Annotated in this window: 28 protein-coding genes; 20 read left to right on the forward strand and 8 right to left on the reverse strand. The window is 44.7% G+C overall.

The genetic code is table 11. The annotated features are described in order from the left end of the window. The first annotated feature begins 70 nt into the window (after positions 1 to 70). The 4 genes from J2T20_RS07010 to J2T20_RS07025 all read left to right on the forward strand — a co-directional run bounded on the left by J2T20_RS07010 (position 71) and on the right by J2T20_RS07025 (position 2,512). On the forward strand, positions 71 to 256 hold the full coding sequence (locus tag J2T20_RS07010) for a hypothetical protein (RefSeq protein WP_307586901.1): 186 nt from the start codon (positions 71 to 73) through the stop codon (positions 254 to 256). 303 nt (positions 257 to 559) lie between these two features. Then, positions 560 to 1,630, forward strand: a complete 1,071-nt coding sequence (locus J2T20_RS07015; RefSeq protein ID WP_307586903.1) for a site-2 protease family protein — start codon at positions 560 to 562, stop codon at positions 1,628 to 1,630. Positions 1,631 to 1,722: 92 nt separating this feature from the next. Further along, positions 1,723 to 1,944 (forward strand): hypothetical protein, encoded by a 222-nt coding sequence (locus J2T20_RS07020; RefSeq protein WP_307586906.1) that lies wholly within the window; start codon positions 1,723 to 1,725, stop codon positions 1,942 to 1,944. 124 nt (positions 1,945 to 2,068) lie between these two features. Beyond that, positions 2,069 to 2,512 carry a GNAT family N-acetyltransferase gene (locus tag J2T20_RS07025; protein WP_307586907.1) on the forward strand — a complete coding sequence of 148 codons (444 nt, stop codon included), beginning with the start codon at positions 2,069 to 2,071 and terminating at the stop codon, positions 2,510 to 2,512. A gap of 96 nt (positions 2,513 to 2,608) precedes the next feature. Here the strand turns inward: J2T20_RS07025 and J2T20_RS07030 are convergent, their stop codons facing one another. From J2T20_RS07030 to J2T20_RS07040, 3 genes are all read right to left on the reverse strand, one after another. Continuing rightward, positions 2,609 to 2,860: a DUF3892 domain-containing protein gene (locus J2T20_RS07030; protein ID WP_036654754.1), complete on the reverse strand. Its 252-nt coding sequence runs from the start codon at positions 2,858 to 2,860 to the stop codon at positions 2,609 to 2,611. Between the two features lie 175 nt (positions 2,861 to 3,035). Further along, positions 3,036 to 3,494, reverse strand: coding sequence for a hypothetical protein (locus tag J2T20_RS07035; RefSeq protein ID WP_307587220.1), 459 nt, complete (start codon positions 3,492 to 3,494; stop codon positions 3,036 to 3,038). Further along, positions 3,494 to 4,291, reverse strand: coding sequence for a hypothetical protein (locus J2T20_RS07040; protein WP_307586910.1), 798 nt, complete (start codon positions 4,289 to 4,291; stop codon positions 3,494 to 3,496). Before J2T20_RS07040 ends, J2T20_RS07035 begins: the two co-directional genes overlap by 1 nt. A 186-nt stretch (positions 4,292 to 4,477) precedes the next feature. Here J2T20_RS07040 and J2T20_RS07045 point away from each other — a divergent pair, with 186 nt between their 5' ends. Both J2T20_RS07045 and J2T20_RS07050 read left to right on the forward strand, forming a co-directional pair. Continuing rightward, a complete protein-coding gene (locus J2T20_RS07045; RefSeq protein WP_307586912.1) occupies positions 4,478 to 5,029 on the forward strand; it encodes a copper amine oxidase in 552 nt (183 codons plus the stop codon). Positions 5,030 to 5,120: 91 nt separating this feature from the next. Further along, positions 5,121 to 5,444 carry a DUF1292 domain-containing protein gene (locus J2T20_RS07050; RefSeq protein ID WP_307586914.1) on the forward strand — a complete coding sequence of 108 codons (324 nt, stop codon included), beginning with the start codon at positions 5,121 to 5,123 and terminating at the stop codon, positions 5,442 to 5,444. A 61-nt stretch (positions 5,445 to 5,505) separates the two neighbouring features. On the opposite strand, the gene J2T20_RS07055 is transcribed toward J2T20_RS07050, so the two are convergent. Continuing rightward, positions 5,506 to 6,981, reverse strand: coding sequence for an aminotransferase class I/II-fold pyridoxal phosphate-dependent enzyme (locus tag J2T20_RS07055; RefSeq protein ID WP_307586916.1), 1,476 nt, complete (start codon positions 6,979 to 6,981; stop codon positions 5,506 to 5,508). A gap of 90 nt (positions 6,982 to 7,071) precedes the next feature. On the opposite strand from J2T20_RS07055, the gene J2T20_RS07060 reads away from it, so the two are divergent. Beyond that, positions 7,072 to 8,355: an MFS transporter gene (locus tag J2T20_RS07060; RefSeq protein ID WP_307586917.1), complete on the forward strand. Its 1,284-nt coding sequence runs from the start codon at positions 7,072 to 7,074 to the stop codon at positions 8,353 to 8,355. Positions 8,356 to 8,427: 72 nt separating this feature from the next. On the opposite strand, the gene J2T20_RS07065 is transcribed toward J2T20_RS07060, so the two are convergent. After that, a complete protein-coding gene (locus J2T20_RS07065; protein WP_307586919.1) occupies positions 8,428 to 9,051 on the reverse strand; it encodes a DUF1054 domain-containing protein in 624 nt (207 codons plus the stop codon). 271 nt (positions 9,052 to 9,322) lie between these two features. Between J2T20_RS07065 and J2T20_RS07070 the strand changes: the two genes are divergently transcribed. The 3 genes from J2T20_RS07070 (at position 9,323) to J2T20_RS07080 (ending at position 12,315) form a co-directional block, all read left to right on the forward strand. Next, entirely contained in the window at positions 9,323 to 9,928 is a 606-nt protein-coding gene (locus tag J2T20_RS07070; protein WP_307586920.1) for a hypothetical protein, read from the forward strand. Positions 9,929 to 10,185: 257 nt separating this feature from the next. After that, the gene (gndA, locus tag J2T20_RS07075; RefSeq protein WP_307586922.1) at positions 10,186 to 11,598 is read left to right on the forward strand and encodes an NADP-dependent phosphogluconate dehydrogenase; all 1,413 of its coding nucleotides are present in this window, start codon (positions 10,186 to 10,188) and stop codon (positions 11,596 to 11,598) included. Positions 11,599 to 11,763: 165 nt separating this feature from the next. Continuing rightward, the gene (locus J2T20_RS07080) at positions 11,764 to 12,315 is read left to right on the forward strand and encodes a shikimate kinase (protein ID WP_307586924.1); all 552 of its coding nucleotides are present in this window, start codon (positions 11,764 to 11,766) and stop codon (positions 12,313 to 12,315) included. A 4-nt stretch (positions 12,316 to 12,319) separates the two neighbouring features. Here J2T20_RS07080 and J2T20_RS07085 read toward each other — a convergent pair whose 3' ends face one another. After that, the gene (locus J2T20_RS07085) at positions 12,320 to 12,619 is read right to left on the reverse strand and encodes a rhodanese-like domain-containing protein (RefSeq protein ID WP_307586926.1); all 300 of its coding nucleotides are present in this window, start codon (positions 12,617 to 12,619) and stop codon (positions 12,320 to 12,322) included. 113 nt (positions 12,620 to 12,732) lie between these two features. Between J2T20_RS07085 and aroA the strand changes: the two genes are divergently transcribed. The 7 genes from aroA to J2T20_RS07120 all read left to right on the forward strand — a co-directional run bounded on the left by aroA (position 12,733) and on the right by J2T20_RS07120 (position 21,991). Then, positions 12,733 to 14,025, forward strand: coding sequence for a 3-phosphoshikimate 1-carboxyvinyltransferase (gene aroA / locus J2T20_RS07090; RefSeq protein WP_307586927.1), 1,293 nt, complete (start codon positions 12,733 to 12,735; stop codon positions 14,023 to 14,025). 43 nt (positions 14,026 to 14,068) lie between these two features. Further along, the gene (locus J2T20_RS07095) at positions 14,069 to 14,503 is read left to right on the forward strand and encodes a CoA-binding protein (protein WP_307586928.1); all 435 of its coding nucleotides are present in this window, start codon (positions 14,069 to 14,071) and stop codon (positions 14,501 to 14,503) included. 259 nt (positions 14,504 to 14,762) lie between these two features. Continuing rightward, complete coding sequence (locus tag J2T20_RS07100) at positions 14,763 to 15,431, forward strand: hypothetical protein (RefSeq protein WP_307587222.1); 669 nt, start codon at positions 14,763 to 14,765, stop codon at positions 15,429 to 15,431. A gap of 765 nt (positions 15,432 to 16,196) precedes the next feature. Then, the gene (locus J2T20_RS07105) at positions 16,197 to 18,080 is read left to right on the forward strand and encodes a glucose PTS transporter subunit IIA (protein WP_307586930.1); all 1,884 of its coding nucleotides are present in this window, start codon (positions 16,197 to 16,199) and stop codon (positions 18,078 to 18,080) included. Then, positions 18,077 to 19,843, forward strand: a complete 1,767-nt coding sequence (gene ptsP, locus J2T20_RS07110) for a phosphoenolpyruvate--protein phosphotransferase (RefSeq protein WP_307586931.1) — start codon at positions 18,077 to 18,079, stop codon at positions 19,841 to 19,843. The genes J2T20_RS07105 and ptsP overlap by 4 nt, the downstream gene beginning before the upstream one ends. Before the next feature lie 221 nt (positions 19,844 to 20,064). Then, positions 20,065 to 20,580 carry a sigma-70 family RNA polymerase sigma factor gene (locus J2T20_RS07115; RefSeq protein ID WP_307586932.1) on the forward strand — a complete coding sequence of 172 codons (516 nt, stop codon included), beginning with the start codon at positions 20,065 to 20,067 and terminating at the stop codon, positions 20,578 to 20,580. Beyond that, positions 20,573 to 21,991, forward strand: a complete 1,419-nt coding sequence (locus J2T20_RS07120; protein ID WP_307586934.1) for a hypothetical protein — start codon at positions 20,573 to 20,575, stop codon at positions 21,989 to 21,991. The genes J2T20_RS07115 and J2T20_RS07120 overlap by 8 nt, the downstream gene beginning before the upstream one ends. Before the next feature lie 79 nt (positions 21,992 to 22,070). On the opposite strand, the gene J2T20_RS07125 is transcribed toward J2T20_RS07120, so the two are convergent. Then, entirely contained in the window at positions 22,071 to 22,595 is a 525-nt protein-coding gene (locus J2T20_RS07125; protein ID WP_307586936.1) for a type 1 glutamine amidotransferase domain-containing protein, read from the reverse strand. Positions 22,596 to 22,861: 266 nt separating this feature from the next. Between J2T20_RS07125 and J2T20_RS07130 the strand changes: the two genes are divergently transcribed. The 3 genes from J2T20_RS07130 to J2T20_RS07140 all read left to right on the forward strand — a co-directional run bounded on the left by J2T20_RS07130 (position 22,862) and on the right by J2T20_RS07140 (position 25,333). Next, positions 22,862 to 23,263 (forward strand): hypothetical protein, encoded by a 402-nt coding sequence (locus J2T20_RS07130; protein ID WP_307586938.1) that lies wholly within the window; start codon positions 22,862 to 22,864, stop codon positions 23,261 to 23,263. A gap of 273 nt (positions 23,264 to 23,536) precedes the next feature. After that, entirely contained in the window at positions 23,537 to 24,547 is a 1,011-nt protein-coding gene (gene ccpA / locus J2T20_RS07135) for a catabolite control protein A (RefSeq protein ID WP_307586939.1), read from the forward strand. A gap of 90 nt (positions 24,548 to 24,637) precedes the next feature. Then, the gene (locus tag J2T20_RS07140; RefSeq protein WP_307586941.1) at positions 24,638 to 25,333 is read left to right on the forward strand and encodes a 5'-methylthioadenosine/adenosylhomocysteine nucleosidase; all 696 of its coding nucleotides are present in this window, start codon (positions 24,638 to 24,640) and stop codon (positions 25,331 to 25,333) included. 31 nt (positions 25,334 to 25,364) lie between these two features. Here J2T20_RS07140 and J2T20_RS07145 read toward each other — a convergent pair whose 3' ends face one another. Further along, a complete protein-coding gene (locus tag J2T20_RS07145; protein WP_307586943.1) occupies positions 25,365 to 25,997 on the reverse strand; it encodes a GNAT family N-acetyltransferase in 633 nt (210 codons plus the stop codon). Positions 25,998 to 26,046 lie beyond the last annotated feature (49 nt).

Below are 26,046 nucleotides of genomic sequence, written 5' to 3' on the forward strand. Positions count from 1 at the left end.
CTTGTATAGTTCGGTACCTTCATGAGGAACATATAACAGAACTTGAAATTGAATAGAGGGAGGCAAAACCATGGAGCATTCCAACATACCGGATAAAAATTTAATCAATACTGTTAAAGAGCTGGAGCAAGACCCCGTGAACAGCCACCAGGCCCAGCAAATGCAGCAGGATAAGAATGATCGCCGCAAAGAAATGATCAAGGATCTGGATGAAGTTGTTAAATTCAAAAACAACGATCAACATCCACATAGATGATACGACGACTAACGGCTGTCTTAATAATGGTCAGCCGTTAATATCTGGACAAACAAGAGACCTCGCCGGCATTTACGCCGACGGGGTCTCTTGTTTATTTTTCCTCCAAAGAAGTCAGATAAATAGGCGTATCCCGCTCTTTTTTGCTTTTTTCGGGAAACGTGCTGCATTCTTCAACCCTTTATATATAGGCGGTCAGCTTACTCCCTCGAAGAGGAAAACTCCGTGCCGCTATGTTAAAATAGAAGGATACAACCAACTGTGAACTGCATAGATAAATTTAAGATGAAGGAGTTTGAGAACTTGTCGCAAAATGAACCGAAAAAAAATAATCTAAATCCGCTAAAATGGTTAGGCGGCGGTGCTGCTTTTTTATTAGTTAAAGGAAAGGCTCTTTTATCCATTCTGAAGTTCAGTAAAATTGTCGGCCCTCTTCTTTCAATGATGGTTTCGATTTGGGCATACGCACTTATTTACCCTTGGGGATTCGCAACAGGTTTTGTACTGCTCCTGCTTGTACATGAGTTGGGTCACGTTATTGCGGCCAAGCAGAAAGGCCTTCCGGTCAGTGCTCCGTTATTTATACCTTTCGTCGGGGCTTTAATTGCTATGAAAAGGCGTCCACTGGATGCCAAGACGGAAGCTTATATTGCCTTTGGCGGTCCGGTGCTCGGTACATTGGGGGCAGTAGCCGTTTTTGGAGCAGCTTATTATATGGATAGTCCGCTGCTGTTTTCACTTGCTTATATTGGTTTCTTTCTGAACTTAATTAATTTGCTGCCGATCCATCCGCTGGACGGAGGCCGTATTGCTATCGCGGTTACACGCTGGTTATGGTTGGTTGGACTTGTAGGCGGTCTGGTCGTCATTCTTTATTTAAAATCGATCTTGTTCTTTATCATTTGGGCACTATTTGCCTATGATTTGTTTAATAAGTATATCCGGCGGCGCAAAAAGAGTGGGCTGCAGTCTATTACGAGAGGTTTTTTAATTCCAGTGGAGCCTTTGCTGGCTGAGGGGTATCTAATTCCGGGACCCGAGCATCGAAGAGATCTGCCTTTCAGCACTTATAGCGATATGAATCAACAGCAGTACGTTACAACACAATGGGAAGGTCTGAAGTTTGAAGGTACAATGCCTCTTCCCCTGCAAGGGTTAATCCATAAAGTCAAAGTTATAGGTTTGGAAAGGGTATTATTAGAAAATGGATTGCATCTCAAAATGCATTTGGAGGTACAACTTACAGTCTTTGATAATGATAAATACTACGATGTACCTGTTAGCGCACGCTGGAAGTACGGCACAGCTTATTTTCTTTTAGCCGGATTCTTAGCTGGTATGATGTATTTGGTGCATGCTGTAGGCAATGTGTAATCTGTAAACCTCCGAGTGTTTAGAATGACCCAAATCGTCAAAGCTGTTAACGATGTGTTGCAGCAGGGTAAAGACGAAAGGGGTTTATAATTTTGCCTTACAAAACAAGATGGTTGTCAGCAGCGTTTGTATTACTGCTATTGGTGCTTGCAGGTTGTTCCAAAGAGGAGCAAGCTCCGGTATATAAGGAACTAAGAGAAATGCCGTCTATGAAAGAAAGTTTGCATACAGACACCCGTTACGAACCTTTGACTCCAGTTATGCAGGATGTATACGACCGGTCCATTCCTGAAGATGTCTACACCGCCGATTAAGGTCGACATCGGGGTAAGGCTGGAAACTCTCTTATACAGGTCGAGGACACGGCTATACAGAAAAAAGAATGTTCTGTATAATGGGTCAATTATCGTTTGGATATAGAGAGAGGAGTTTAGGGTGATGGCAGCTGAAATTGTACGTGTTACGACAGAGGAGCAGCTTCAGGTGGGGCTGGATATTCGCACAAAGGTATTTGTAGAGGAACAAAAGGTACCGGCTGAAGAGGAAATTGATGAGTACGATGTGATTGGCTGTAATGCTTATCATATCCTCCTTATGGATGAGGGAATTGCCGTCGCTACTGGGAGATTGATTTATTACAAAGCGGGTGCTGCCAAAATGCAGCGTGTGGCTGTCTTAAAGGATTATCGTTCTAAGGGGTATGGACGTGTACTTCTGCTGGCTCTAGAAGAAATGGCCCGTGAGCTAGGGCTGGAGACTTCGATATTGGATGGACAATGCCAGGCAGAACCGTTCTATACTAAGCTGGGCTATGAGGTTATTTCTACCGAGCCTTTCTATGATGCAGGGATTCTTCATGTGCGGATGCAAAAAGCTCTTTAATAAAATGTGTTGCGATACTTGAGTTTTATACACTATAAAAAACAAAAGGCTCAGCGGATGCTGGGCCTTTTTTTCTGTCTTATAAGTGATAGTAGATTAAAAGTTGGGCAAATTATCAAGATTGTTGTCTTTACGTCCATCTGCGTTGGATCTGAGATGCTCTTCGTTATCCCGACCCTTAAAGACGTTTAAGTTCTGAATTTCATTATTCTTTACCATCGACTGGGCGGTTTTATAATCGACAACTTTTCCGGAAGTTAACTTCAAATCAACAATATCGCCATCTCCGTTTTTTCTAACGGCAACAACTTCCTCCTGCTGATTTTGCTGTGTATTTCCTTGTTCCATTGTAATCGCCTCCTCAGTTCTAGTATCACAAAAGAGGTGTTAAGTTATTCATCTATGATGTGAAACTTCAGCTCTCTTTTACTCACGGATTAAAATATATCGAGTGGCATACCTCTATAATGCAGTTACTGAGGATCTATAGACGGTTCTGCAAATCAAAAAATTAGGAGGACGGTTAACCTATCCGTGCTGTCCCTAAGGCAAAGTGATGCCAAAGAATGTGTTCCACGGTATCTCCCTTTGCCTCATCACATTCTATAATCAATATGACTTCAGGTCTTTTTCCCCGTAGAATCCTGTGGCTTCTCCGAACTATTTTGTAATAAAACAAATCAATCAAAAAACCTAATAAAAAACCTGATATGGCACCGATAAGTCCCCAATAAATCGGACCCCACTGCAGCTTGAAACCTATGCTTGCTCCAATAACCGAAAAAGCAGTGCCTAATGCTGCACCTGTGCTGACCAGTGAAATACCATCTGCATTATGTATGCTGTCGAAGAGATTGCGTTCTTTTTTGCGATTGGCTAAAGGGACAGCAAAGATATGTTCTTTTTGGATTCCGTTCTCTTCAAGCGAACTAATGGCTAATTCTAAATTTATGGAATGCTCAAAAGTGGAGAAGATTTGGATCAAGGAAGGTCCACCGCTTTCTCTTTTTTAATCTTAAAATTTGGATTCTGAAAATGATTGATAAGATAATTTTTTTGTTCCGCTTCGAACAGCCTGTTATTCTCCACCGTGTTTATATACGAATCATAAACAGCAAATCCCCACATCGAAGGTATATATAACAGCCATTCTTTATCCAGCACTGCTGTCGAATGTGAAATATCTCCAAGGAAAAGGTAATGCACTGCAATCAAAGACTTAGAGAAATACAGAAAGAGAATCGTCCATACAAGGGAGAATAAAGCAGTTAGAATGCGATGGATGTACAATTGTCCAAGCCCCGGTGTAAACAATGACCATACAACGGACATAATGGGGTTTCTTTTATCTAAGTAGTTAACTTCAAGGGCTCCAATGGAAAAAGTATTAAAGGGAGCATTCTCTCTATCAGCCAGCAGAAATACTTTGTTCATATCAACACTTGTACGATAGCTGTCCCAAATCCCGAAAATATACACAGGTATGTACATAAGCATCCATCTTAGTTCTAACACTTCTTTTGCCATTTCAATGTCCCCGCAAAATGAATGTACCATGGCTATGTTGATTTTAGAGTTGTAGTTGACTATTACTTCCCATGTAAACAAGGAAAGCCCACGTAGATATTTGTTGAGCAGAAGATGACCGAAGCCAGGGAATGCAGCTGACCACCAAGCGATGATATAGGGGTTCTGCAAGTGAATTTGAGTTGTGCCGAATATACTGACATGGGCTTTGTATCGGCGGTTCTTATTGTCGTTGTTACTAAAGTTATCCATCAGATTCCCAACCTTTGAAAATAATAGTAATGGTATTTTGCCTAATTGTAGGAGAAGTATCCAACTCGGGAAGATATATGCGAGATATGATGAAAATAATGAAATTTTTGTCTCTAATCTCCGCAACTTGACTGAGAGATCGAAGTATATATTAACAGCATGAATTGTTTGGAGGGTTCCTATATTATGAGATGGAAAAAAATTGCTCTATGCGTGATTGTATTTTCCCTGATGGGAAGCTCACTGTTATTCGCTGACGCTGTAACCCAGAAGATTCGGGTGTGGAGCAACGGTAAAGAAATGGCAGACGGCGGTTATTTAATTGATGGTAAAACGTATATCCCTGTTAGGGAAGCGGGTGGAGTTGTAACATGGGATGACTCCGGAAAAGTGAAGATTCTTAAACCGAATGTGCATATTTTTCTTTTCAAAGGTGATACCGTATTTGGCAACGTGAATGTAGGAAAGCTTAAATTCAAGGTATTCAGTCAAGTAGACAGTCTAACCGATGAAATTTCGGCAGTTAAAGTAGCGATTACAGATCCGTCGGGCAACGTAAAAGATATTCAATCTCAGGAGCTTGAGGGTTCCCGTAAAGATAACTTTTGGTTTCCAACCTCAGAATTCACTTATGATTTCAAGGAGAGCGGTAAGTATCGGGTAGGCTTCTATATCAAGGGTGAAAAGAACGGAGATTACGTACTTGTGTCCGAAAAAGTAATCACTGCGCTCAATTAGAAATATGAGCTTCTTGCAAATTGACCTGATCTTATCTAACGTGGTACGATACTATGCGTAGGATAATTCAACTTAAAAGTGAGGTATTTCAATGAGCGATCACAAACATGAGCATGGCCATGAACATGGTGAAGCATGCGGTTGCGGACATGATCACGACCATGAGCACGAGGAGTTTGTGCTGACCTTGACGAACGAGCAAGGCGAAGACGTGGAGATGGTTCTGGTAGAAACATTCGACGTAGCTGAGAAATTATACGCATTGCTGCTGGAACGCGAGAACCCTGAAGCAGATGGTATCATTCTGCGTATGGAAGAAGAAAACGAAGAAATGGTACTATACAATATCGAAGACGAAGCTGAATGGAATGCTGTAGAAGCTGCTTATAACGAGTTACTTGCTCAGCAAGAATAGATTTCGATGGTAAAAACCCGATACCGTATGGTATCGGGTTTTTGATTGAGATCTGATGGAATCAGGAGATTGGATTAGCCTCTACAATGACCTTGACATTGGTTATGCTGCGATCCTCGGGTCCCTTTACCGGGAGTCCGATTTCGACATGGTCAATGATATAATCGATGTTATCCTGTGTAATGACTTCCCCGGGGAGGAGAATAGGAATGCCCGGAGGGTATACATAAATGAATTCTGCGATGATATATCCCGCGGATTCCCGGAATGGAACCAGCTCTGTATCTGCATAAAATGCGTCTCTTGGAATTAGGGCAAGCTGTGGAATTTCAGGTACTTGCACCTTCAATTCATATATTTCACCTTTGCTGTAGTGAATGGCAGACAGCACCCGCAAGGCAGCAAGAAGTTTATCTACTGATTCTTGGGTATCACCTGGGGTAATAAGGCAAAGAATGTTATACATGTCACTAAGCTCTACTTCGATGTTGTATTTCTGACGCAGCCAGTTCTCTGTCTCATATCCGGTGATACCCAGATGGCGGACATGAATGTTCAGCTTGGTTGGATCAATGTCAAAGGTTGCCTCGGTACCCAGGATCTCTTTACCGAAGCTGTACAAGCCCTCAATATTATTAATGGTGTCGCGGGCATAGTTGGACAGTGCAATGGTTCTAGCAGCCATCTCATGGCCGTTCAGGGCAAGATTGCGTCTGGACGTATCCAAGGATGCTAGCAAAATGTATGATGTTGAAGTTGTGGTCAGCATGCTTAGAATCGTTTGTACCCGCTGCGGGTTGACAAGACCGGTCTTAGCATTTAGATTCAATACCGAGCTCTGCGTCATGGAGCCGCCCAATTTATGGACACTGGTCGCTGCCATATCCGCACCAGCCTGCATGGCTGATACTGGTAAATCCTCATGAAAATGAATCAGTACTCCGTGCGCCTCATCTACCAGTACGGGAATTCCGTAGCTATGGGCCAAATCCACAATCGAACGCAGGTCGGCACATACGCCAAAATACGTAGGATTAATTACGAGGACGCCTTTGGCATCCGGATGGCGCTTAATGGCGCGTTCCAGCGAACTGGTGGTTATACCGTGATCTATCCCAAGATTCTCATCCTGTACAGGTGAGACAAAAACCGGCTTGGCTCCAGAGAAAATGATCGCTGACATGACTGACTTGTGAATGTTACGCGGTACGATAATTTTTTCTCCAGGTGAGCATACAGAAAGTATCATTGTCATGATAGCATTGCTGGTGCCTTGGACGCTGAAATACGTATAATCAGCGCCGAAAGCCTTAGCCGCCAACTTCTGTGCTTCCTGAATTACTCCGGTAGGCTGATGAAGATCGTCAAGAGGTGCGATGTTAATCAGATCTATGGATAGAGCGTTATCGCCGATAAACTCACGGAATTCGGCATCGGTTCCTAGCCCCTTCTTATGCCCGGGAATATGAAACTGAACGGGATTACCGGCGGCATGCTTTTTAAGAGCAGTGAAGAGGGGAGTACGGTGTTGATTCATTTAATACTGTCACAACCTTTCGCGAAGAGTAATTTTTAGGGCAAGCATCAGTATAACAAAACAATCGACATTTTACTAGGATGTGATGGAATGCATGGCACTGCTGAACAACGTACACATATTAATCTGGCTTCACCGTTTATCGTCAAGATGTGGGTTATCATTTTTTTAGTTGAATTTGTGAAGGGATCATTGCTCGTTGCGCTGCTCCCGGTTTATATGGAGAATATACTCGGGCTGTCGGTGACCGTGGTTGGTTTTGCCTTCGCGATGCAATACTTGGGCGATAACCTGTTCCGAAGTCCATCAGGCTGGATTATGGAGCGAATAGGGTATCGCTGGACGATGACAGGAGCTCTTCTTCTTATCGTTCTGGCAGTAACTATGATCATTTATGTTACGGACGCAGTATGGCTTTCTGTAGCCTGTCTTATCCTTGGCGTCGGAACATCTCCGCTCTGGCCTTGTGTAATGACAGGTGTGACAGATCTCGCTGGTTCAACCAAAAGCGGCAGCAGCGGTGCGGCAATGGGTGCTGTAGAGATGGCTTCACTTGCAGGAACGGGAATTGGCCCTATAACCGTTAACTTTTTAATGGATCATGGTGGTCACAGTTATAGGCTGGCGTTCCTAGTACTACTTGGGTGCGCTTTGGCGGTGGTAGGGGTCTCACTTCTCCTTCCTTCACGGATTAGTCATACGGCACATTCAAGCTCACATGGTACGGCCGAGGGTACTCACGGGATGCGTAAACGGCTCAACCCTTGGGCTAGCCTGAAAAGAACGCTGCATCAGGTCCGAACTACATTGAAGGTCAGCCGGCTTCTATATCCTGCGCTTTTTCTGCAGGCTTTTGCGATCGGACTTATGACTCCTGTAGTAACATTGTTTGCTCGAAGTGAATTGCATGTAACACCTAACCAATTCAGTTTACTATTAATAGCTGGGGGCGGGATTACCGTTTTGGCTCTAATTCCTGCCGGGAGATGGGTCGATCGGATTGGAACAACAGCATTTCTAAATGTTGGTTTTCTTCTTGCAGCGGTCTCGATGGCTCTGTTCTCGCAAATACGATGGTTGCCTTTAGCTTTTGTCTCTGTGATGCTTGTAGGGATAAGTTATGCACTGATCCTGCCTGCATGGAATGCCTTTCTAGCCAAGCAGATTCCAAAAGGCGAAAGGGGAACGGTATGGGGGCTATTCCTGACCCTGCAAGGTTCCGGTATGGTTGCAGGTCCTGTGTTGTCGGGTAAGCTGTGGGATACTGTCGGTCACGGCGTGCCTTTTTTGGCTAGTGCATTGGTGATGCTGCTGCTGTTCATTCTGCATCTCCTGATTGTTCATAGAACGAAGCTAAAAGCAGAGTTGCATTAAAAAGGCCGCTGGTCGCCGATAAACGGTGAACCAGCGGCTTTTTATATGGAGTGGAATCCTATCATTCAAGGATTAAAATGACATGCGGTACAAGGGAAGCAGTATTTCGAAAGTCTCCTGTATCACGTTCAATAGAGCTGCGCCATCTTCGAGGATCGGGTCGTTCTTATCCAAGCGCAAACCACAGGTGACCTCGCCTTTTTTAACCTCACGTAGTTTACGGGCCAGCTCGGCGAAATGTTCATCACTCATATCGGCCTGAGGTATACCCCGGGGATCCAGATGATCTGTAGACCAGAAAAAGTTGCCGGGAAGTTCCTTGCGGATTTTGGAGATCTGTTCGGTAAGAGCCTTGGCAAAAACAACTTTATTATCACTTTCATAAATAATTGCAAAGACGATAAATAAATGGCTTTTGAACATGCCTACCTGAAAATGGGGCAGAGCCTTATATCCGCGTTTGTTGGGTCCCCAAGCCACCCAAGTATCATGGGGAGCATGAACGGTCCGGCGGGCATGTTTGGCCACATGAGGGAACATTTCTTCTCCACAAAGCACAGATAGTACAGGTGCCATTTCCATACCAAGCTCAGTCAGCTTAGGACGTACTCGTGAGATTAGGGCGTTCATCCGTGGCTCCAGGCCTGGAATGTCAAATACTTCGAAGTCTTCTGCTGCAAAACCGGTAAATGCCATAGATGCCACCTCATAAATTTGATCGGATTCTTCATTTTTTTCCAAACTATGGTTAGTAATAAATAAAAAGTTTGGAGAAGACCCGTTACGGGTAAAAATAGTCAATAACCAAGTTACCGCTACATAAACTGAAGTATAAAATAAGAGCAGGATGAACGCAAAAAGGAATTTATTTCAAGTTGAAGTCCGGCAGTCCGTTTGACTCTCGTATTTAGGCAGATGTGTACCAAGTCGGCTTTGCTAAGGTGCAAAGCTTTTAGGGGGGAGTGCCGTGAACAAAAATGTTGAAGTGGAATACTGCAATTTGGAGCTCCGGTTCGAACGCCAGCATATTCAGGATTTGATTAAGGACTTAATTCAGGATGGTTATTCCCTGTATTGGAGCGAGAGTGAGAATATATTTGTTATTTCGGTCCGCACCGGCCGGAAGCTGGTGAAGCTGCGTTTTCAGCGGATTAGAGAAGGATATAAACTGGTGGGGGACTATATGATTCGTGATGCCCGTCTGGCCGAGTGGATGGAGAAGCTGATAGGTGATTTACGCGGGCATGCGGTCGTCAAACGTTTCCGTGATCGCCAGATTATCATTGAAAATATTATGTTCGGGGAAGTGATTCGTCTAGTGGAGATATCAGGCTACCATCAGCGAGTGGTGTTCCAGAAAGGGCCGCTTCTTACGGATCAAGAGCTTACCAAATTATATTACTCCAACGAAGGCGAAGAGCGGATTACACAGCGCAAAATTGAGGTGGATGAGCAGCTTGATCGACTGAATGAAGCTATACAATCGGAGAATGTTCTAGAGGCACAACGATGTAAAATAAAGCTGGCTTTTTTATCAAATGAATTAAGAAAGCTGGAATGGTCAGCGGAGTAATAGGTGAACAAAACAGGCATCCCGGCAACGGGATGTCTTAATTTTGTACTATAAGTTGGTAAGAGGGGTTCACTTCTGTCGATAAAAGCGTTAAAATGGTTACATTGTGGATTCAATTTCCTTACATGATACTTTGTCAATGAAATTGATCTCTTAATGCAGGACGAGCTTTGCTGTACCTGTAAGGGATGGTATTCTTGTTCTGTGAGAAATGGATTACACACAAAAAATATAGGGTGCAAAGGGTGGAGGACCAGATGGCAAAACAACAAATCGGCGTTATTGGCCTGGCGGTAATGGGCAAAAATTTGGCTCTGAACATCGAGAGCAAAGGATTTTCGGTATCGGTATTCAACCGCTCCCCGGAGAAGACACATGATCTCCTGAGCGAAGCGCAAGGCAAAAACCTGACAGGTGCCTTTACTGTTGAGGAATTCGTTCAATCTTTGGAAACACCACGTAAGATTCTAATTATGGTTCAAGCTGGAAAAGCGACAGACTCAACAATCGAGCAACTGATTCCTTTTCTAGACCAAGGCGATATCATTATTGATGGCGGTAACGCTTATTTCCCTGATACGGTTCGCCGCAGCAAAGAGCTGGAAGAACAAGGTTTCCGATTCATCGGAACTGGAGTTTCCGGCGGAGAAGAAGGAGCCCTTAAAGGACCTTCCATTATGCCTGGCGGCCAAGAAAGCGCGTATAAGCTTGTTGAGCCAATCCTTACTGCGATCTCAGCCATGGTAGACGGAGAGCCTTGCTGTACATATATTGGACCGGACGGTGCCGGACACTATGTGAAAATGGTGCATAACGGTATCGAATACGGCGACATGCAGTTGATCTGTGAAGCTTACCATTTGCTGAAGGATGTACTTGGTCTGGATGCCAAAGAACTGCACAGTATCTTCAAAGAGTGGAACAACGGCGAACTCGACAGCTATTTGATCGAGATCACTACAGATATTTTTGCACAGTATGATGAAGAAACAGGCAAACCGATGGTTGACGTTATTCTGGATTCTGCCGGCCAAAAAGGAACAGGTAAATGGACCAGCCAAAGCTCCCTTGATCTCGGCGTACCTTTGTCCATGATTACAGAATCCGTATTCTCCCGTTTCCTCTCAGCAATGAAGGATGAGCGTGTTGAAGCAAGCAAAGTGTTAAGCGGACCTGCAACAGAGCCTTTCCAAGGCGATAAGGCTGAGTTTATCGAGAACGTACGCAAGGCGCTTTTCGCAAGCAAAATCGTATCTTATGCCCAAGGCTTTGCACAGCTTCGTGTAGCTTCTGATGAGTACGGCTGGGATTTGAAATACGGTAACTTGGCTAAAATTTGGCGCGGAGGGTGTATCATTCGTTCCCGCTTCCTTCAAAACATCACTGATGCTTACGAGAACAATGCAGATCTGAAAAACCTGCTGCTAGATCCGTTCTTCAAAGACATCATGACTTCGTATCAGGATGCTTGGCGTAAAGTAATTGCGTCTGCAGTAACTCTGGGAATTCCGGTTCCTGGCTTCTCCAGTGCTCTTGCTTACTATGACAGCTACCGTACAGAACGTCTGCCAGCGAATTTGCTTCAGGCACAACGTGACTACTTCGGAGCTCACACCTTCAAACGTGTGGACAAAGAAGGCGTATTCCACCACAACTGGTTGTCTGAGTAATATTCTGACATATATCGTTCGAAGTGGCCTGGAAGTTTCCGCCCAAAGCGGGGCTTTCGGGCTTTTTTTATACCATCAGCTACCTATAAAAGCCTGGAGATGAACGTTGTCTAAAGTTTTAACCCTGTGTTATGATATGACAAATGTCGCGGTTGGAGGGTAGTCATGACTGGGGATGCAGAAGAACAAGAAGTGAGCATAGTAAGCAATCAGGCTAGGAAGAATATCATTCTAGTCGGAATGATGGGTACAGGCAAATCAACTGCAGGCACTCTTGTGGCTGAGACGCTGGGCTATGAGTTCGTGGATTTGGATCATCTCATTGTAGAACAGGAACAGCTTACGATACCTGAGATCTTCAAGGATCGCGGGGAAGAATACTTTCGTCAAGTAGAGTCAGCTATGCTACAACGTGTTCTTCAGATGGAGGGAAAAGTGATTTCGACAGGTGGGGGCTCGGTCTTAGCTCCTGGAAATTCGTCGTTAATGCTTACGAGTGGCTTTGTAGTCACGTTGACAGCTACTGCTGAGGATATTATTTCACGCGTAGGTGCAGATGCTAATCGACCGCTGCTCGCTGGCAACGCGGAAGAACGGGTCAAACGCTTATTGGAGCAGCGTAAGAATGCCTACCTGTTCGCGCATTGCGCAGTCGATACATCGGGACTTAGTGCGGCACAAGTGTCGCAACATATTTTAATGCACTACCGCGGTTGAGCTTTTAAGTGCTCCATTCAATCATGCCGCCGCTTAGATTAGCCGTTTTGTTATAGCCTTGGTGTTGTAGATATTCACAGACACGCTGGCTGCGGGCGCCGGATCGGCAAATGAAGATAACCTCGGCATCATTTGTTATATCATCAGTACGGTAGGGGATCTCACCCATTGGGATGTGCAGCGCACCTGGTATCATTCCGAGGGCAACCTCATCATCTTCTCGAACGTCGATAAGAATAAGGTCTTCACCTGCTATAATACGCTGGCGTAATTCTTCAGCTGTGATTTGGGGAATATTATTCATGGTTGTGACCTCTTTTCGTAAGAAGATTGATATCATAATACCACAAGCGCGGAATGCCCTGTCAAACAGAGCCGTACATACAAACTTCACAATTAAAAGGAGAGCTATTAACTATGGACGTTATTGTAAGGCCTACGCCATCCTTGCTTGGAGAATTCGGAGCCCTCTCTTCCAAAAACTATACAACCCGCTATTTGCTTGTAGCTGCACTGTCTGAAGGCACCAGCACGATTTATCATCCTGCACACAGCGAGGACAGCGATGCCATCCGCCGTTGTATCGCTGATTTGGGTGCAGAGCTTACCGAAGATAACGAGAAGATTGTCATTAAGGGATTTGGACGCCACCCACGAAATATTAAGGAACTGAATGTAGGGAATGCTGGAGCTGTACTTCGCTTTCTAATGGCAGTCGCTGCTCTCTCTCCAGAGGTAACTTTTGTGAATACGTACCCCGATTCGCTCGGTAAACGTCCGCACGATGATCTTATTACAGCTCTAGGCCAGCTTGGAGTTGAAGTTGATCATAATCAAGGCAGACTTCCGATTACCATACGCGGCGGGAACCCTGTGGGCGGTAAAATATCGGTATCAGGAGCCGTTAGCTCGCAATATCTGAGCGCTTTGCTCTTTTTGACTCCGTTACTTCATGAAGATAGTGAAATTGTAGTCCTCGATGATCTGAAGTCCAAGGTAGTTGTCGGACAGACGCTTGAGGTGCTTGAGCAGGCAGGGATCATTGTGCATGCAGCGGACGATTACATGTCCTTCAAGGTTCCGGGCCGTCAATCTTATGCAGCCAAAACATATACTGTACAGGGGGATTACCCTGGTTCTGCAGCAGTTCTGGCCGCAGCTGCAGTCACCAAGTCAGATGTGAAAATCCATCGTCTTGCGGAGAAGAGCAAACAGGGTGAGAGAGCCATTGTTGATGTGCTGCGTATGATGGAAGTCCCCCTTACGCATGAGGATGGAATTGTACATGTTCAGGGAACAGGTATCCTGAAGGCTGTTGAATTTGACGGGGATGCCGCTACAGATGCTGTTCTGGCTATGGTTGCGGCAGCTGTATTTGCAGAGGGAACCTCGCGTTTTTATAACGTGGAGAACCTTCGGTATAAGGAATGTGACCGTATAACTGATTACCTTGCAGAGCTGACCAAGGCGGGTGCGAAGGTTGAAGAACGCCGGGATGAGATCATCGTGCACGGGATGCCTGAGGGAGTGGAGGGCGGCGTAACGATTAATGCACATTATGATCACCGCGTAATCATGGCTTTGACAGTTGTGGGACTACGTGCCCGCCAGCCGCTGGTGATAAAGGACGCACATCATGTTGCCAAGTCGTACCCTCAGTATTTTGATCACCTTCGGGCGCTTGGAGCGAATGTAGAATGGGTAAACTAAACTAACTTAAGTTATTTATTTAAGCTTAGAAAGGGTGATCGAAATGAGCTTTGAGAATCCGACCCGTGAGCAGATCGGAGATTTACTGGCTTCCGCCGGCAATATTGCAGTTGTGGGTCTCTCTGACAAGACAGACCGCACTTCCTATATGGTTGCAGGAGCGATGCAAAGCCGAGGGTACCGTATTATTCCCGTCAACCCTTCCGTTGACGGAGAAATTCTGGGTGAAAAGTGCTATCACACCCTAGCGGATATCCCTGAACCGGTAGATATCGTCAACGTGTTCCGCCGGAGTGAATACTGCGCAGAGGTGGCCCGTGAAGCCGCTGCTATTGGCGCTAACGTGCTGTGGCTGCAGCAGGGGATTGTCAACGAGGAAGCCGCAGAAATCTGCGCTGAGAACGGGATGATCGCCATTATGGACAGCTGCATCAAGGTTGAAGAAGCCATCACGATGCGGGGCCGCAGCCGGAAGTAACTGGAATCCCGGAACCCCAGAACCCCAGAACCCCGGGACCCCGAAACCCCGGAACCCCGGAACCCCGGAACCCCGGAACCCCGGAACCCCGGAACCCCGGAACCCCGGAACCCCGGAACCCCGGAACCCTTTGGCAAACGGTTCTAGATATTACGGGGGAAGATTGGTATACTGACTCTAGACGAAGAACGTCCTTTATCCGCAAGAAACTGCGGCATACAGGGCGTTTTTTTTGTTATGTAAGGAGGAGAATATATTGATGGAGTTCGAAGAAGCACACCGTTTATTTATCGCCCATCACGAGGATCAGCGGGCGGGGGAGAGGAAAGGCAGATTACTTAGAGGACACAACTATGCGGAGAAACTGTTGCTGCAAAATGTATGGTGGCCGTTATTTGGCACGCTGGAGCATCTACACCCGGAATACGAAATTTACGACTGGAACCGCAAATCGCAATTTTTAGATTTTGCATACCTTCCGCAAAACGGTGGACGTTTCGGAATCGAATGCGACGGCTTCCAAAGCCACATTAAAGATATGGATCGCGAGAAATTCAGCTATGCTGTGAATCGGGAGACTTTTCTCACTGGGATGGGATGGAAAATGATCCATTTTTCTTTTGATGATGTCCAGCAGCGTCCCGAGGTATGCCGTATGCTTCTGCAATTAGTGCTGGCACCTTTTTTAGCTCGACAATCAAACGTCACGGATATTTTGTCCGAGGAGAAGGAAGTGCTTCGCTTCGCCTGGTCTCTGGGGAGACCCCTACGTCCTAAGGATGTAACTACTCATTTTCAGATTAACTTCCGGACGGCCTATAGGTTGCTGAGCACACTTTGTGAGAAAGGCCTTTTAAAGCCAGTTAAGAAGGGGGAACGGGTTCGATACTACGAGGTGAGGACGATGCAGTTGGATCATATGGGGTAGAAGTTTGTTGGACTGGTGGATATGCTGAAAGTGGAGATATGAGTGTGAACAAAAGTAAGAGTAAAGAGAGAAACTAAGAATAGCTAAGAATAGCTAAGAATAACTAAGAGTAAGTAATTAAGGGAAGTTTGAAGAATAGGAGAATGATCGATGAAATATAAGAAATGAGGAGCATTAAGAGTGCTTTTGAGAAATTAAGAGCAATCGAACAAATATAATTGTACTTTTTACACTTAAAAACTCAAAAATGCTTCAATATAGTATTTAGTTGTACTTTGTGCACTTAAATCCTGCTCTAGCTGGTGTTTAAGCTGGAAATGGGATATATAGATGTACAAAGTGCAACTATTTTACTTTTATGTACAAATGAGGGTATTTTAGCTGCATAAAGTACAACTAAATCACACAAGGAAACCAATAAGACTGCAAACCAAAAAAAATAGTAGCAAACCCAACCCAACCCAACCCAACCCAACCCAACCCAACCCAACCCAACCCAACCCATGGTTTCGGAAAGTTTTTCATCAATTATGCACAATGGAGCGATCTGACTATGTGCATTTAGTGTCTTTGGATTTGTTCGATGAAATAGCCGTGCACAAATAAGAATACTTAAGTATAATAAATGTCTGAGTAATTGGTTAAAAGGCCTCATTAAGTGGATTTCTAATGAGTTGTGTAGATACTATGAGTAACCTGTTTTCTTTTTGACAAAAGATAACGCAGCGCTTACCATTCATAATAGAAAGAAAGGAGAGGGTCGCCTTGAATTGGCTCGGATCTTTGCAGCAATTGGGCAGAGCCATAATGCTTCCCACCATGGTACTGCCAGCGGCAGCTATACTGCTGAGTATCGGCAGTTTATCGTGGTCTGCATGGGGACTTTCTTCGGTATCCGAAGTAGCTACATATGCGGGGCAAGGGATAATTTACTATATGCCTTATATATTCGCTATTGGTGTAGCGTGGGGATTGTCTAATCAGGCTGGACCGGCGGGACTTGCGGCACTGGCCGGAATGTATATTTATGATCGGATAGTTCTTCATATGGGCGACGGAAATATTCAACCCGCTACCTTAATCGGTATTATTCTTGGGATTGTCGCCGGTATTGCTCATAACCGATTTAAGAATATTAAGCTGCCGGAAGCGATTCAGTTTTTTGGAGGATCGCGTTTTGTTTTGTTGATTATGGGAATGTTTTCCGCATTATTTGCTTGGGTAATGCTTGGTGTTGCGCCACTTTTACAGATGGGTTTAGACAATCTCTTCAGAGTAGTTGAAGTGACCGGTGGTTTTTCACTATTTCTTTATGGGGTATTATACAGGGTGCTGACCGCTTTCGGGCTTCACCATATCCTTAATAATGTATTCTGGTTTCAGTTAGGTTCATTTACTACGCCTGACGGTACAGTCCTTCAGGGTGATTTGCCGCGCTTTTTTGCCGGAGATCCTACAGCAGGTGTTTTTATGGCGGGGTTGTTCCCCATCATGATGTTTGCGCTGCCTGCTATAGCTTTTGCAATTATTCAGGAAGCTCGGGAGGATTTGAAGCCAAAGATCCGAAAGACCTTTTTGCGCGCGGCTTTGGTATGCTTTTTGACAGGTGTATCGGAACAAATCGAATTTGCATTTCTGTTCGCATCTCCTTATTTATTTGCTCTTCATACCGTAATGTCAGGTCTAGCGATGGCGCTAACCTATTGGCTGGGAATTCACCATGGATTTTCTTATTCGGCAGGGGCCATTGATTTCTTTTTGAACTTGCACTTATCACAGAGAGCCTGGTTGCTGATTCCTATTGGTGCCGGTTATGGAATTGTCTATTACAATCTGTTTCGATGGGCGATCCGCCGTTTTCAGATCCCCACCCCCGGACGGGAGGAAGGTTCCGAACTGGGCGATTGGGCCGGAAATATCCCTTATCAGGCTCCGCTGATTTTAGAGGCGCTGGGCGGTAAGGAGAACATTGTGCAGGTTCAAGCCTGTATTACCCGATTAAGGCTTACTGTGCATAAGGACCGGTATATCGATACGAGCGCTTTAAAAGGTCTTGGTTCTGCAGGAATTATTAAGCTCGGAGGCGGGAATGTACAGGTGGTATTTGGTACGTATTCCGAACTTATACGTGAAGAAATCAACAAGCTATTGGTGCGTGATCTGCCGCAGGTGCTGTTCGGAGCCCCTATGCAAGGTAGGATGATGCCGATTGAAGAAGTGCCCGATCATATTTTTGCTGCTAAGCTTGTCGGTGACGGTGTAGCCTTTTTGCCTGATAAAGGTGAGCTTGTATCTCCCGTTTACGGCAAGGTCATGCATGTGTATCCAACAATGCACGCGATAGGTATCGCGACTCCGGAAGGACTAGAAGTGTTGATGCATATCGGTATCGATACGTCACAGCTCAAAGGACCTTTCGAGGCGTTAGTGAAGGAAGGCGATAGCGTAGAACCCGGTCAGTTGCTTGTCAAATTTGATTTGGCATATCTGCGTGAACATGCAACCTCACTAGCGACACCCATGGTGATTACGAACCCTGACCGTGTGAAATCTTGGAGTTATGCTCCATTTAAAAACGTGAAAAAGGGACAGTCTTCTGTGATGTCCGTTGTATTACATGAGAGTAATGTTGGAGGGATAGAACCATGATACAAGGCATTGGCGCCGCAGCAGGTGTTGCCATCGGGAAGGCCTTTGTCTTGCCGAACTGGGAATGGAGTTTGCCAGACAATGAAGTGAACCCGGTGGATCTAGCTAAAGAATTTGAGCGTTTATATGAGGGTATCCGTACCTCCAAGGACGAAATAGAGTTTATCAAAAAAGAATTCCGGGAAGTTGTGGGTCCTGAGGAATCGAGTATATTTGATGCGCATTTGGCGATTCTGGATGATCCGGTGTTTATGAGCGAAATTCGCGGAATTATAGAACGGCAGTACAAAGCTGCTGAGGTTGCTGTAAAAGAAGCCATTGATCATTTTGTAGCGATGTTTGATCTCCTGGATGATGAATATATGAAGGAGCGGGCGGTTGATATCAAAGATGTCGGCAACCGATTGCTCAAGCATTTGCTGGGCGCACCTGAAGTAACGTTACCTTCGGATACCCAGCCTTACATTCTGGTCGCCAAAGAGCTGTCCCCTTCTCAGTTAGCCCATTTGAATCCAACCTATGTACTAGGCATCGTAACGATGATGGGCAGTAAAACTTCACATTCGTCCATCATGGCTCGGGCACTTGGGATCCCATTAGTGGCAGGGCTGGAGAATAAGCTGTCTAATCCCATTCAAACGGGTGATATGATTGTTTTGGATGGTGAGACGGGTTCGGTGCAACTGCATCCTGATGAGTCGACCGTACGTGAATATGCCCTAATGCGTGAAAAACAACATAAAAAACGTGAACAGCTGGAGCTGCTCTCAACCGTTCAATCCGTCACAAAAGATGGCGTAACCATACGTTTGGCAGGCAATATTAGCTCGGTCAAGGAACTGAACATGGCACTGAAGTATGGAGCAGAAGGGGTAGGCTTGTTCCGGACGGAATTTCTCTACATGGATCGGGATTCATTTCCTAGTGAAGAGGAACAATTCGAAGTGTACAAGCTGGTCGCCGAAAAGGTCGGAAACCACTCTGTTGTGATTCGAACCCTTGATATTGGCGGAGACAAGCATCTGGATTATTTCCAGCTTCCGGAAGAACAAAATCCCTTCCTCGGTTACCGGGCCATACGGATCAGTCTGGACCGGAAGGACATGTTCAAAACACAGCTAAGGGCTATCCTGCGTGCCAGTGCTTACGGGAATATCAAACTGATGTTTCCGATGATATCTTCCATAGAGGAAGTGCAGGAAGCAAAGGCTGTATTGAATGAGGTAATGGTTGATTTGGAGCAACGTAAAGTACCCTACAATCGGAAGATGCCTGTAGGAATAATGATTGAGGTTCCTGCTGCTGTCATGATCAGTGACTACCTGGCTCAGGAAGTTGACTTTTTCAGTATCGGCACCAATGACTTGGTACAGTATGTTCTTGCCGTAGACCGGATGAATGAGCATATAGCTCACATGTATCATCCGTATCATCCTGCAGTACTCCGAATGATCCGCATGACCGTGGAGGCTGCACAGAATGCAGGTATTCATGTGAGTGTTTGTGGTGAAATGGCTGCGGATGAGCGCTCTATTCCGTTATGGCTGGAGCTTGGAATCAATGAGCTTAGCATGTCACCGCAGTCCTTGCTCAAGGTAAAACACCGTACATTGAATACTGTTGCATCCGATGCTATATCCATTGCTAAGGTTTGTTTAAAGAATCGTACAAGCTCTGAGACAGAGGAGCAGTTAAGCCATTTTGCCACTTCAGGTGGGATTACACCAGTTAACGTCTTAAATATACACGGAAAAACCTCTTAAGTTCGCTGGTCAAAAGGACATACATCCATTGGAATTTCGATAAGCACAAGGCATTGTTCTTGAAAGTCCGGCAATTCATTGCCGGGCTTTTTCTTTTTGCAAAATTCACAGCTCAAAAAACAAAAACCGTTTACCTTACAGCAGAGTCATTATATATAGAAGTTAAAAAGCCAAGAGTGTAGAGCGGCAAGGAGGGCGTAATCAGGGGGATGGAGAACATTATGAAGGGCGAAGATGTGCATATCTCCGAGGAAGAATTGTTCTTCGAGCAGGTCTCTCAGCAGAAAAGAAATCTTTACGGCATTGCCTTCAGCTATTTGCGAAATGAAGCAGATGCGCTGGAAGTGCTGCAGGAAGCGACCTGCAGGGCATGGATCAAGCGTAAAAGCCTGAAAGATCCAGAACGGCTTACACCGTGGATGATCCGTATTCTGATCAATTGCTGTATGGATGAATTGAAACGGAGGAAGCGGAAAATTACAGCAGAGCCACAGAGGTTTGAGGGCGGAGTAATGGAGCTTGCTAGCGACCGAAGGCTGGATATGGAAAAGGCGCTGGATAACGTCAAACCGAAATATCGACAGGTGCTGGTACTTAAGTATTACCGGGATATGACGCTGACTCAAATTGCAGAGGTGCTCGAGAAGCCGGAGGGTACCATCAAAACCTGGCTGAATAAAGGATTGAAACAGCTGAGGGATAAAATGAAAGGGAAGGGGGATCAGTATCATGGCTGAACCTGAAGAAAATCTACTCAAGGACTATTTTCAAAATATGATCACCAAAGCGGATGAATTGTCGGATCTAAAGCTCGATGCAGCCATCCATGGCGGTATTCTTCGCGGCAGCCGGAAGAGATTTTCCCTGAACAGAGGATTTACAATAGTGGTACTGGCCGCTATGGCAGCTGCACTATTCGTGATTGTGCCTTGGTTACAAAGTAATTTTGAACCCGAGCACGCTCAGCTTCCTCCCAAGAGCTGGGGTGAATTTGAGGTTTTTCGTCCAATTATAAAAGATAATATTTCCCTGAAGTCAGCGCTAGAGGCAGGAATAGTGCAAACCATAGGCGTGTCTTCAGAGGAAAAAGACGGTTATATGTTAACATTGAATGGTGTGGTTGCAGATAAAAAAAGTATGATCGCACTGTATACCTTTCAGAATAAGACACAACATGATGTACTGCTACATGGGGGATCATTAGATAATGCAACAAGTAATACTACGAGTGGTCAGTCATCGTTCTTTGTCATCGATAGTGATAACATCGGGAAACCGGGTGTAACGCGCATGTTGATTCAATATATGTGGAGTGAAGATCAGGAAGGACTTAAGGAGTTGGTGGCTAATATGTCAGTTACCCCACAAACACCTGAGGCCATGCTCTCCAGCAGTGATAAGTATAGAACCACATTAAGCGTTCCCTTTACACTTGAAACTGATCAATTACAAAAGAATTCTCGTACTGTAACGGTTAACCGAAGTCTAAACATTGCTGGGCAGAAGATCGTAGTAGAGCAGGCTTATATAGCAGCTACCGGTATTTATGTAGATATAATACCTTATCAAAAGGGTAATACGATGCAGATCAATAGTCTGATTTCACCCAAAATTATTTTAGGTAAAGGTAAAAACGCCAAAGTGTTAAATATCACTGAGCATGGGTTAGGAACAGAAACATTAATTTTTTATAATGACAACTTGGATAAAGATAGCAGGATGACATTAGAGGTAGAAGGTATTGAGGGATTGGAGAAGTCCAAGCGGGATCTCGTCATAAATACTGAAACGTCAACCATAATTAAGGCTCCTGATAATCGTCTCACTATCTCTGATGAGAAGACTGTTGAAAAAGATGGAGTCTTAGCTTTAACGTTGTTTACTCCCAAGGAAGAGGGGAAGGAAAGTTTAAGTTATGGATTGGGAATTAGTGATAACTTTGTGGATGGAACAGGTAGTGGACACTTTATGTTTAGACCGGATCACTTTACCTATTCAACAACTGGTGAACCTCGCCATGATGAAAAAGGAAGCACAACGACGTTCTTTTTTAATGTGGGATCTGAAAAGCTTCCTCAACCCCTTACCTTTAATCTCACTTTTTATTCCAATCCTATTCAGGAAACGGATAGAGTTAAAATCAGATAGCCAGAAATGGCATTTAAAGCTAGCCTATAATCAAAAAAAAGCCCTGCAATTCACCTAATCGTGAACGCAGGGCTTCTTATTATTCTCCGGCTAGAGCATCACAAAATGCTTTGCCGTATGGAGGGAGGTCAGGTGGACGACGTGCGGAGATAATGTGACCGTCCACGACAACCGCTTCATCTTTCCAGATGGCACCGGCATTCTCCATATCATCCCGGATACCCGGTGTCGAGGTTACTGTAACACCTTCCAGAATCTTGGCTGATATCAGCACCCATCCTGCGTGGCAGATCTGCCCGATCGGCTTCTTAGCTTCATGCATATCACGAACGAGCTCGAGAACCTTAGGGTAACGGCGCAGCTTGTCCGGAGCCCATCCACCTGGAACAAGTATTCCGTCATAATCAGCAGCATTCAATTCATCCCACGAATAATCAGCTTTGGCAGGAACGCCATATTTTCCAGTATAGACTTTATCTTTGGTTAGCCCAGCAAGATGTACCTCAGCGCCTTCTTCTCTAACCCGGTATACGGGATACCATAACTCCAAATCCTCTACTTCATCATCTAATAGTGCGATTACCTTTTTACCGGCAAGTCTCATTGCAGTTAGCTCCTCCCAGATACATGATCCTGTATATTGTAGCAAATTTGAAATATGAAGTCATCTTGAAGAATGTAATACTTTGAACATTTGGTAAATAAAACATGATATGCAAATGAGAAGGATTTCGAAAAGGGAGGTCGAATATTTAAATTGAAAAAGGAACTGTTCGTAATTACTGTTCGTATCCTTTCAATTAAATGCTTGAGGTGTGAGAGATGCTTAAAGATAATCTACTTAAAAAATCATGCAGCTGCGGTGGTGGCATGACAATACATATGCATACGCTGATTTATAGCGCCAAGGTAAAAATAACAGGAGTACCTGTATATACTTGCGGTGAATGCTCACGATATGAGCCGTTGCCAAGTATCAAACGTGATCTGGGAATGTTGATTAAGGAGTTAGGCGGGTCCTCTGACAAACGGCAGGTCTCCTTTGCCGAAAGAAATGAATGGGCTAATGTTCTGAAAGAAACCTTTGCGGGTTTTACTACAGTCGAGTTATCGCATTTAGAAGAGGCGATCAACTCGGCTATTCAAGGACGAATTGATCTACTGCTTGATATATATCAATTTGCGAGTGCTAGTGTTGATAGAGAATGGATGGAAGAAACTGCTATTAGACTGTCTCAATTGACTCAATCTTCCCCCGAAAGAGCGAAATGAAAAGTTTTTCTGCAAAATTAATGAAAATTTTTCACGAATGTTGGATTTTTCAGTCGTATTTTGTTACGATAGAAATAGATGTACTGATTCAGTAGGAGGTGAGATAAATCAGTGGGTAATACAAATCGATTTAGATCACTTTTCTGCACTACGCTTTGTGTTTGAAAGTTTTTAAATGGAAATTGAAGCGTTATCATTGCACAAAAGTACAAAGTGTCGTATCATAATTTTAATTAGTCGAACGATAAAATTTATCGCAATGGAGAGAGTAATTTGACGGTAACCATTTACGATGTAGCGCGAGAAGCCGGCGTATCTATGGCTACGGTATCACGGGTTGTGAATAATAACCCTAACGTGAAACCGCAGACCCGGAAGAAAGTATTTGAAGCAATTGAGCGTTTGGGCTATCGTCCTAATGCTGTAGCGAGAGGTCTCGCTAGTAAGAAAACGACAACCGTTGGGGTTGTTATCCCTGATATCTCCAACTCGATATTTGCTGAAATCGCACGCGGGATTGAAGATATCGCTAATATGTATCATTACAACATTATTTTATGTAATGCAGACAAACGTAAAGAGAAGGAAATTCGCGTTATTAATACACTCTTGGAGAAACAGGTCGACGGTCTGCTCTTTATGGGTGGAACGGTAACGGAAGAGCATATTCAAGCATTCCAGACTTCTGCAGTTCCCATTGTATTGTGTGCAACGCGCGATGAGAAGGGTACTTATCCTTCCGTAGATATTGACCATGAAACCGCAGCATTGGATGCAGTGAACACGCTGATCCGCCACGGGCATCGTGAGATTGCGATGATTAGCGGAACTCTTCAGGATCCAGCTAACGGCTACGCGCGTTTCCATGGATATAAAAAGGCCTTAGAGGCTGCTGGTATTGAGTATCAGGAAGATCTTGTTCGCATCGGTAACTATCGTTACGAATCCGGTGTCGAAGCCATGAAATACTTCCTGGGGCTCAAGAAGAAACCGACTGCTATCTTCTGTGCAACAGATGAAATGGCTATCGGGGCGATTCACAGTATTCAGGATGAAGGTCTTAAAGTGCCGGATGATTTCTCAATTATGAGTGTAGATAACATTCGTATGGCTTCCATGGTACGTCCATTGCTTACAACCGTAGCTCAACCTATGTATGACCTGGGTGCGGTAGCCATGAGACTTTTGACGAAGCTGATGAAGAAAGAAACCGTAGAGAATCCGCGCGTTATTTTGCCCCATGAGACGATTCTTCGCTTGTCTGTCAGTCATGTGAACAAGTAGTTCACCCTTTAATAGCTATTACGTGGAAAGCTCCTTTTGGAGCTTTTTATGTTTTTTATCGTCATTTTAATGAGAGGAGCAAGAGTACATTTGGATAAAATTATAGGTATTATCGGTGCGATGGACGAAGAAATCAATTTGCTGCTAAGAGGTATGGAGAACAAGAGCCTGGAAATGAAATGCGGAATTCAGTTTTATAGGGGGACTTTTGCAGATAGATCTGTAGTTGTCTGTAAATCAGGTGTCGGCAAGGTGAATGCAGCGGTAACTACCCAAGTCTTAATAGATACTTTTAAGGCTTCGCAGGTACTGTTTACAGGGGTTGCAGGAGCATTGCATCCTGAACTGAATATAGGTGATATCGTTATATCTTCAGAGTGCATGCAGCATGATATGGATGTTACACCCCTGGGATTTGCCCGAGGAATTATTCCCTTTCAGGAGGTATCCTCTTTCCCGGCGGACCCGGAACTGATTGGGCTGGCACAGAAGGCTTGCTGTGAGCTGCAGGTACAATATATGACAGGTAAAGTACTCTCTGGGGATCAATTTATTGCCAGTCTGGAGACTGTAACCCGACTTAGGGAAGAGTTCGGGGGTGTTTGTGCCGAAATGGAGGGAGCAGCTGTTGCACAGACCTGCTATATGAACAGTACTCCTTTTATCATCATTCGCTCCATGTCCGATAAAGCCGACGGTTCCGCACATGTTAACTTTACAGAGTTCACGGTTGAAGCTTCAAGGCGTTCACATGCAATTTTAGAGTACATGCTGCCATCCTTATAAGGAAGGACTAAAGATTAACGCTGGATTAGAGTTAGTACATAAATCGTTGTCTGAAACGTACGCGGTCAAATAATTCCTCAGAGGATAAGGGCACCTCTTTACCGATTCGAACCATAAGACAGTTTGCAGGATGCGAGCAAATTTCCGGATTATCCGTAGCATACCATACCATATTCACGATTTTCATCAGCTTCTCCATCATATGTCGGTAGCCCCATACATCTAATCCGCTGCCCTTTAAATCCCAATGCCAATAATATTCGGTTGTGAAGACGATACAGTTCTCTAATTGCTCTTCCTCAAAAGCTGTGGTGATCAACAACCGAGCCAGCCCTGCACCCCGGTAATCATTCGCAACCTCAACCGCTCCAAGCTCAATAAGATCTTCCATACCGCCTTGTGACCATAATTCCATCTCATCGGGATAGTGAAAAGTTACATAGCCAATGATGGTATTGTTCTCGATCGCCGCAAGAATTCGACCTTCAGGAAGTCCTGCTATCTCTAGCAAGGCTTCTTTTTGTTCCTTAGGCCTGCGGAAAGCATCCAGATCAGGATGAATGTCCAAACCTTCTATAAGCCATGGTGAAAGAGGACCTTGAACAGTGATTACCTTTTCGGCGAACACAATGGTATGGGTGCTGAGTACTTTGCGGTGCTCCATAGCCCGGCTCCTCTCAAATCATCATAAACCATGGAATGAAAACGCTTCC

Source organism: Paenibacillus wynnii, assembly GCF_030812855.1.
GTDB lineage: Bacteria > Bacillota > Bacilli > Paenibacillales > Paenibacillaceae > Paenibacillus_AQ > Paenibacillus_AQ wynnii_A.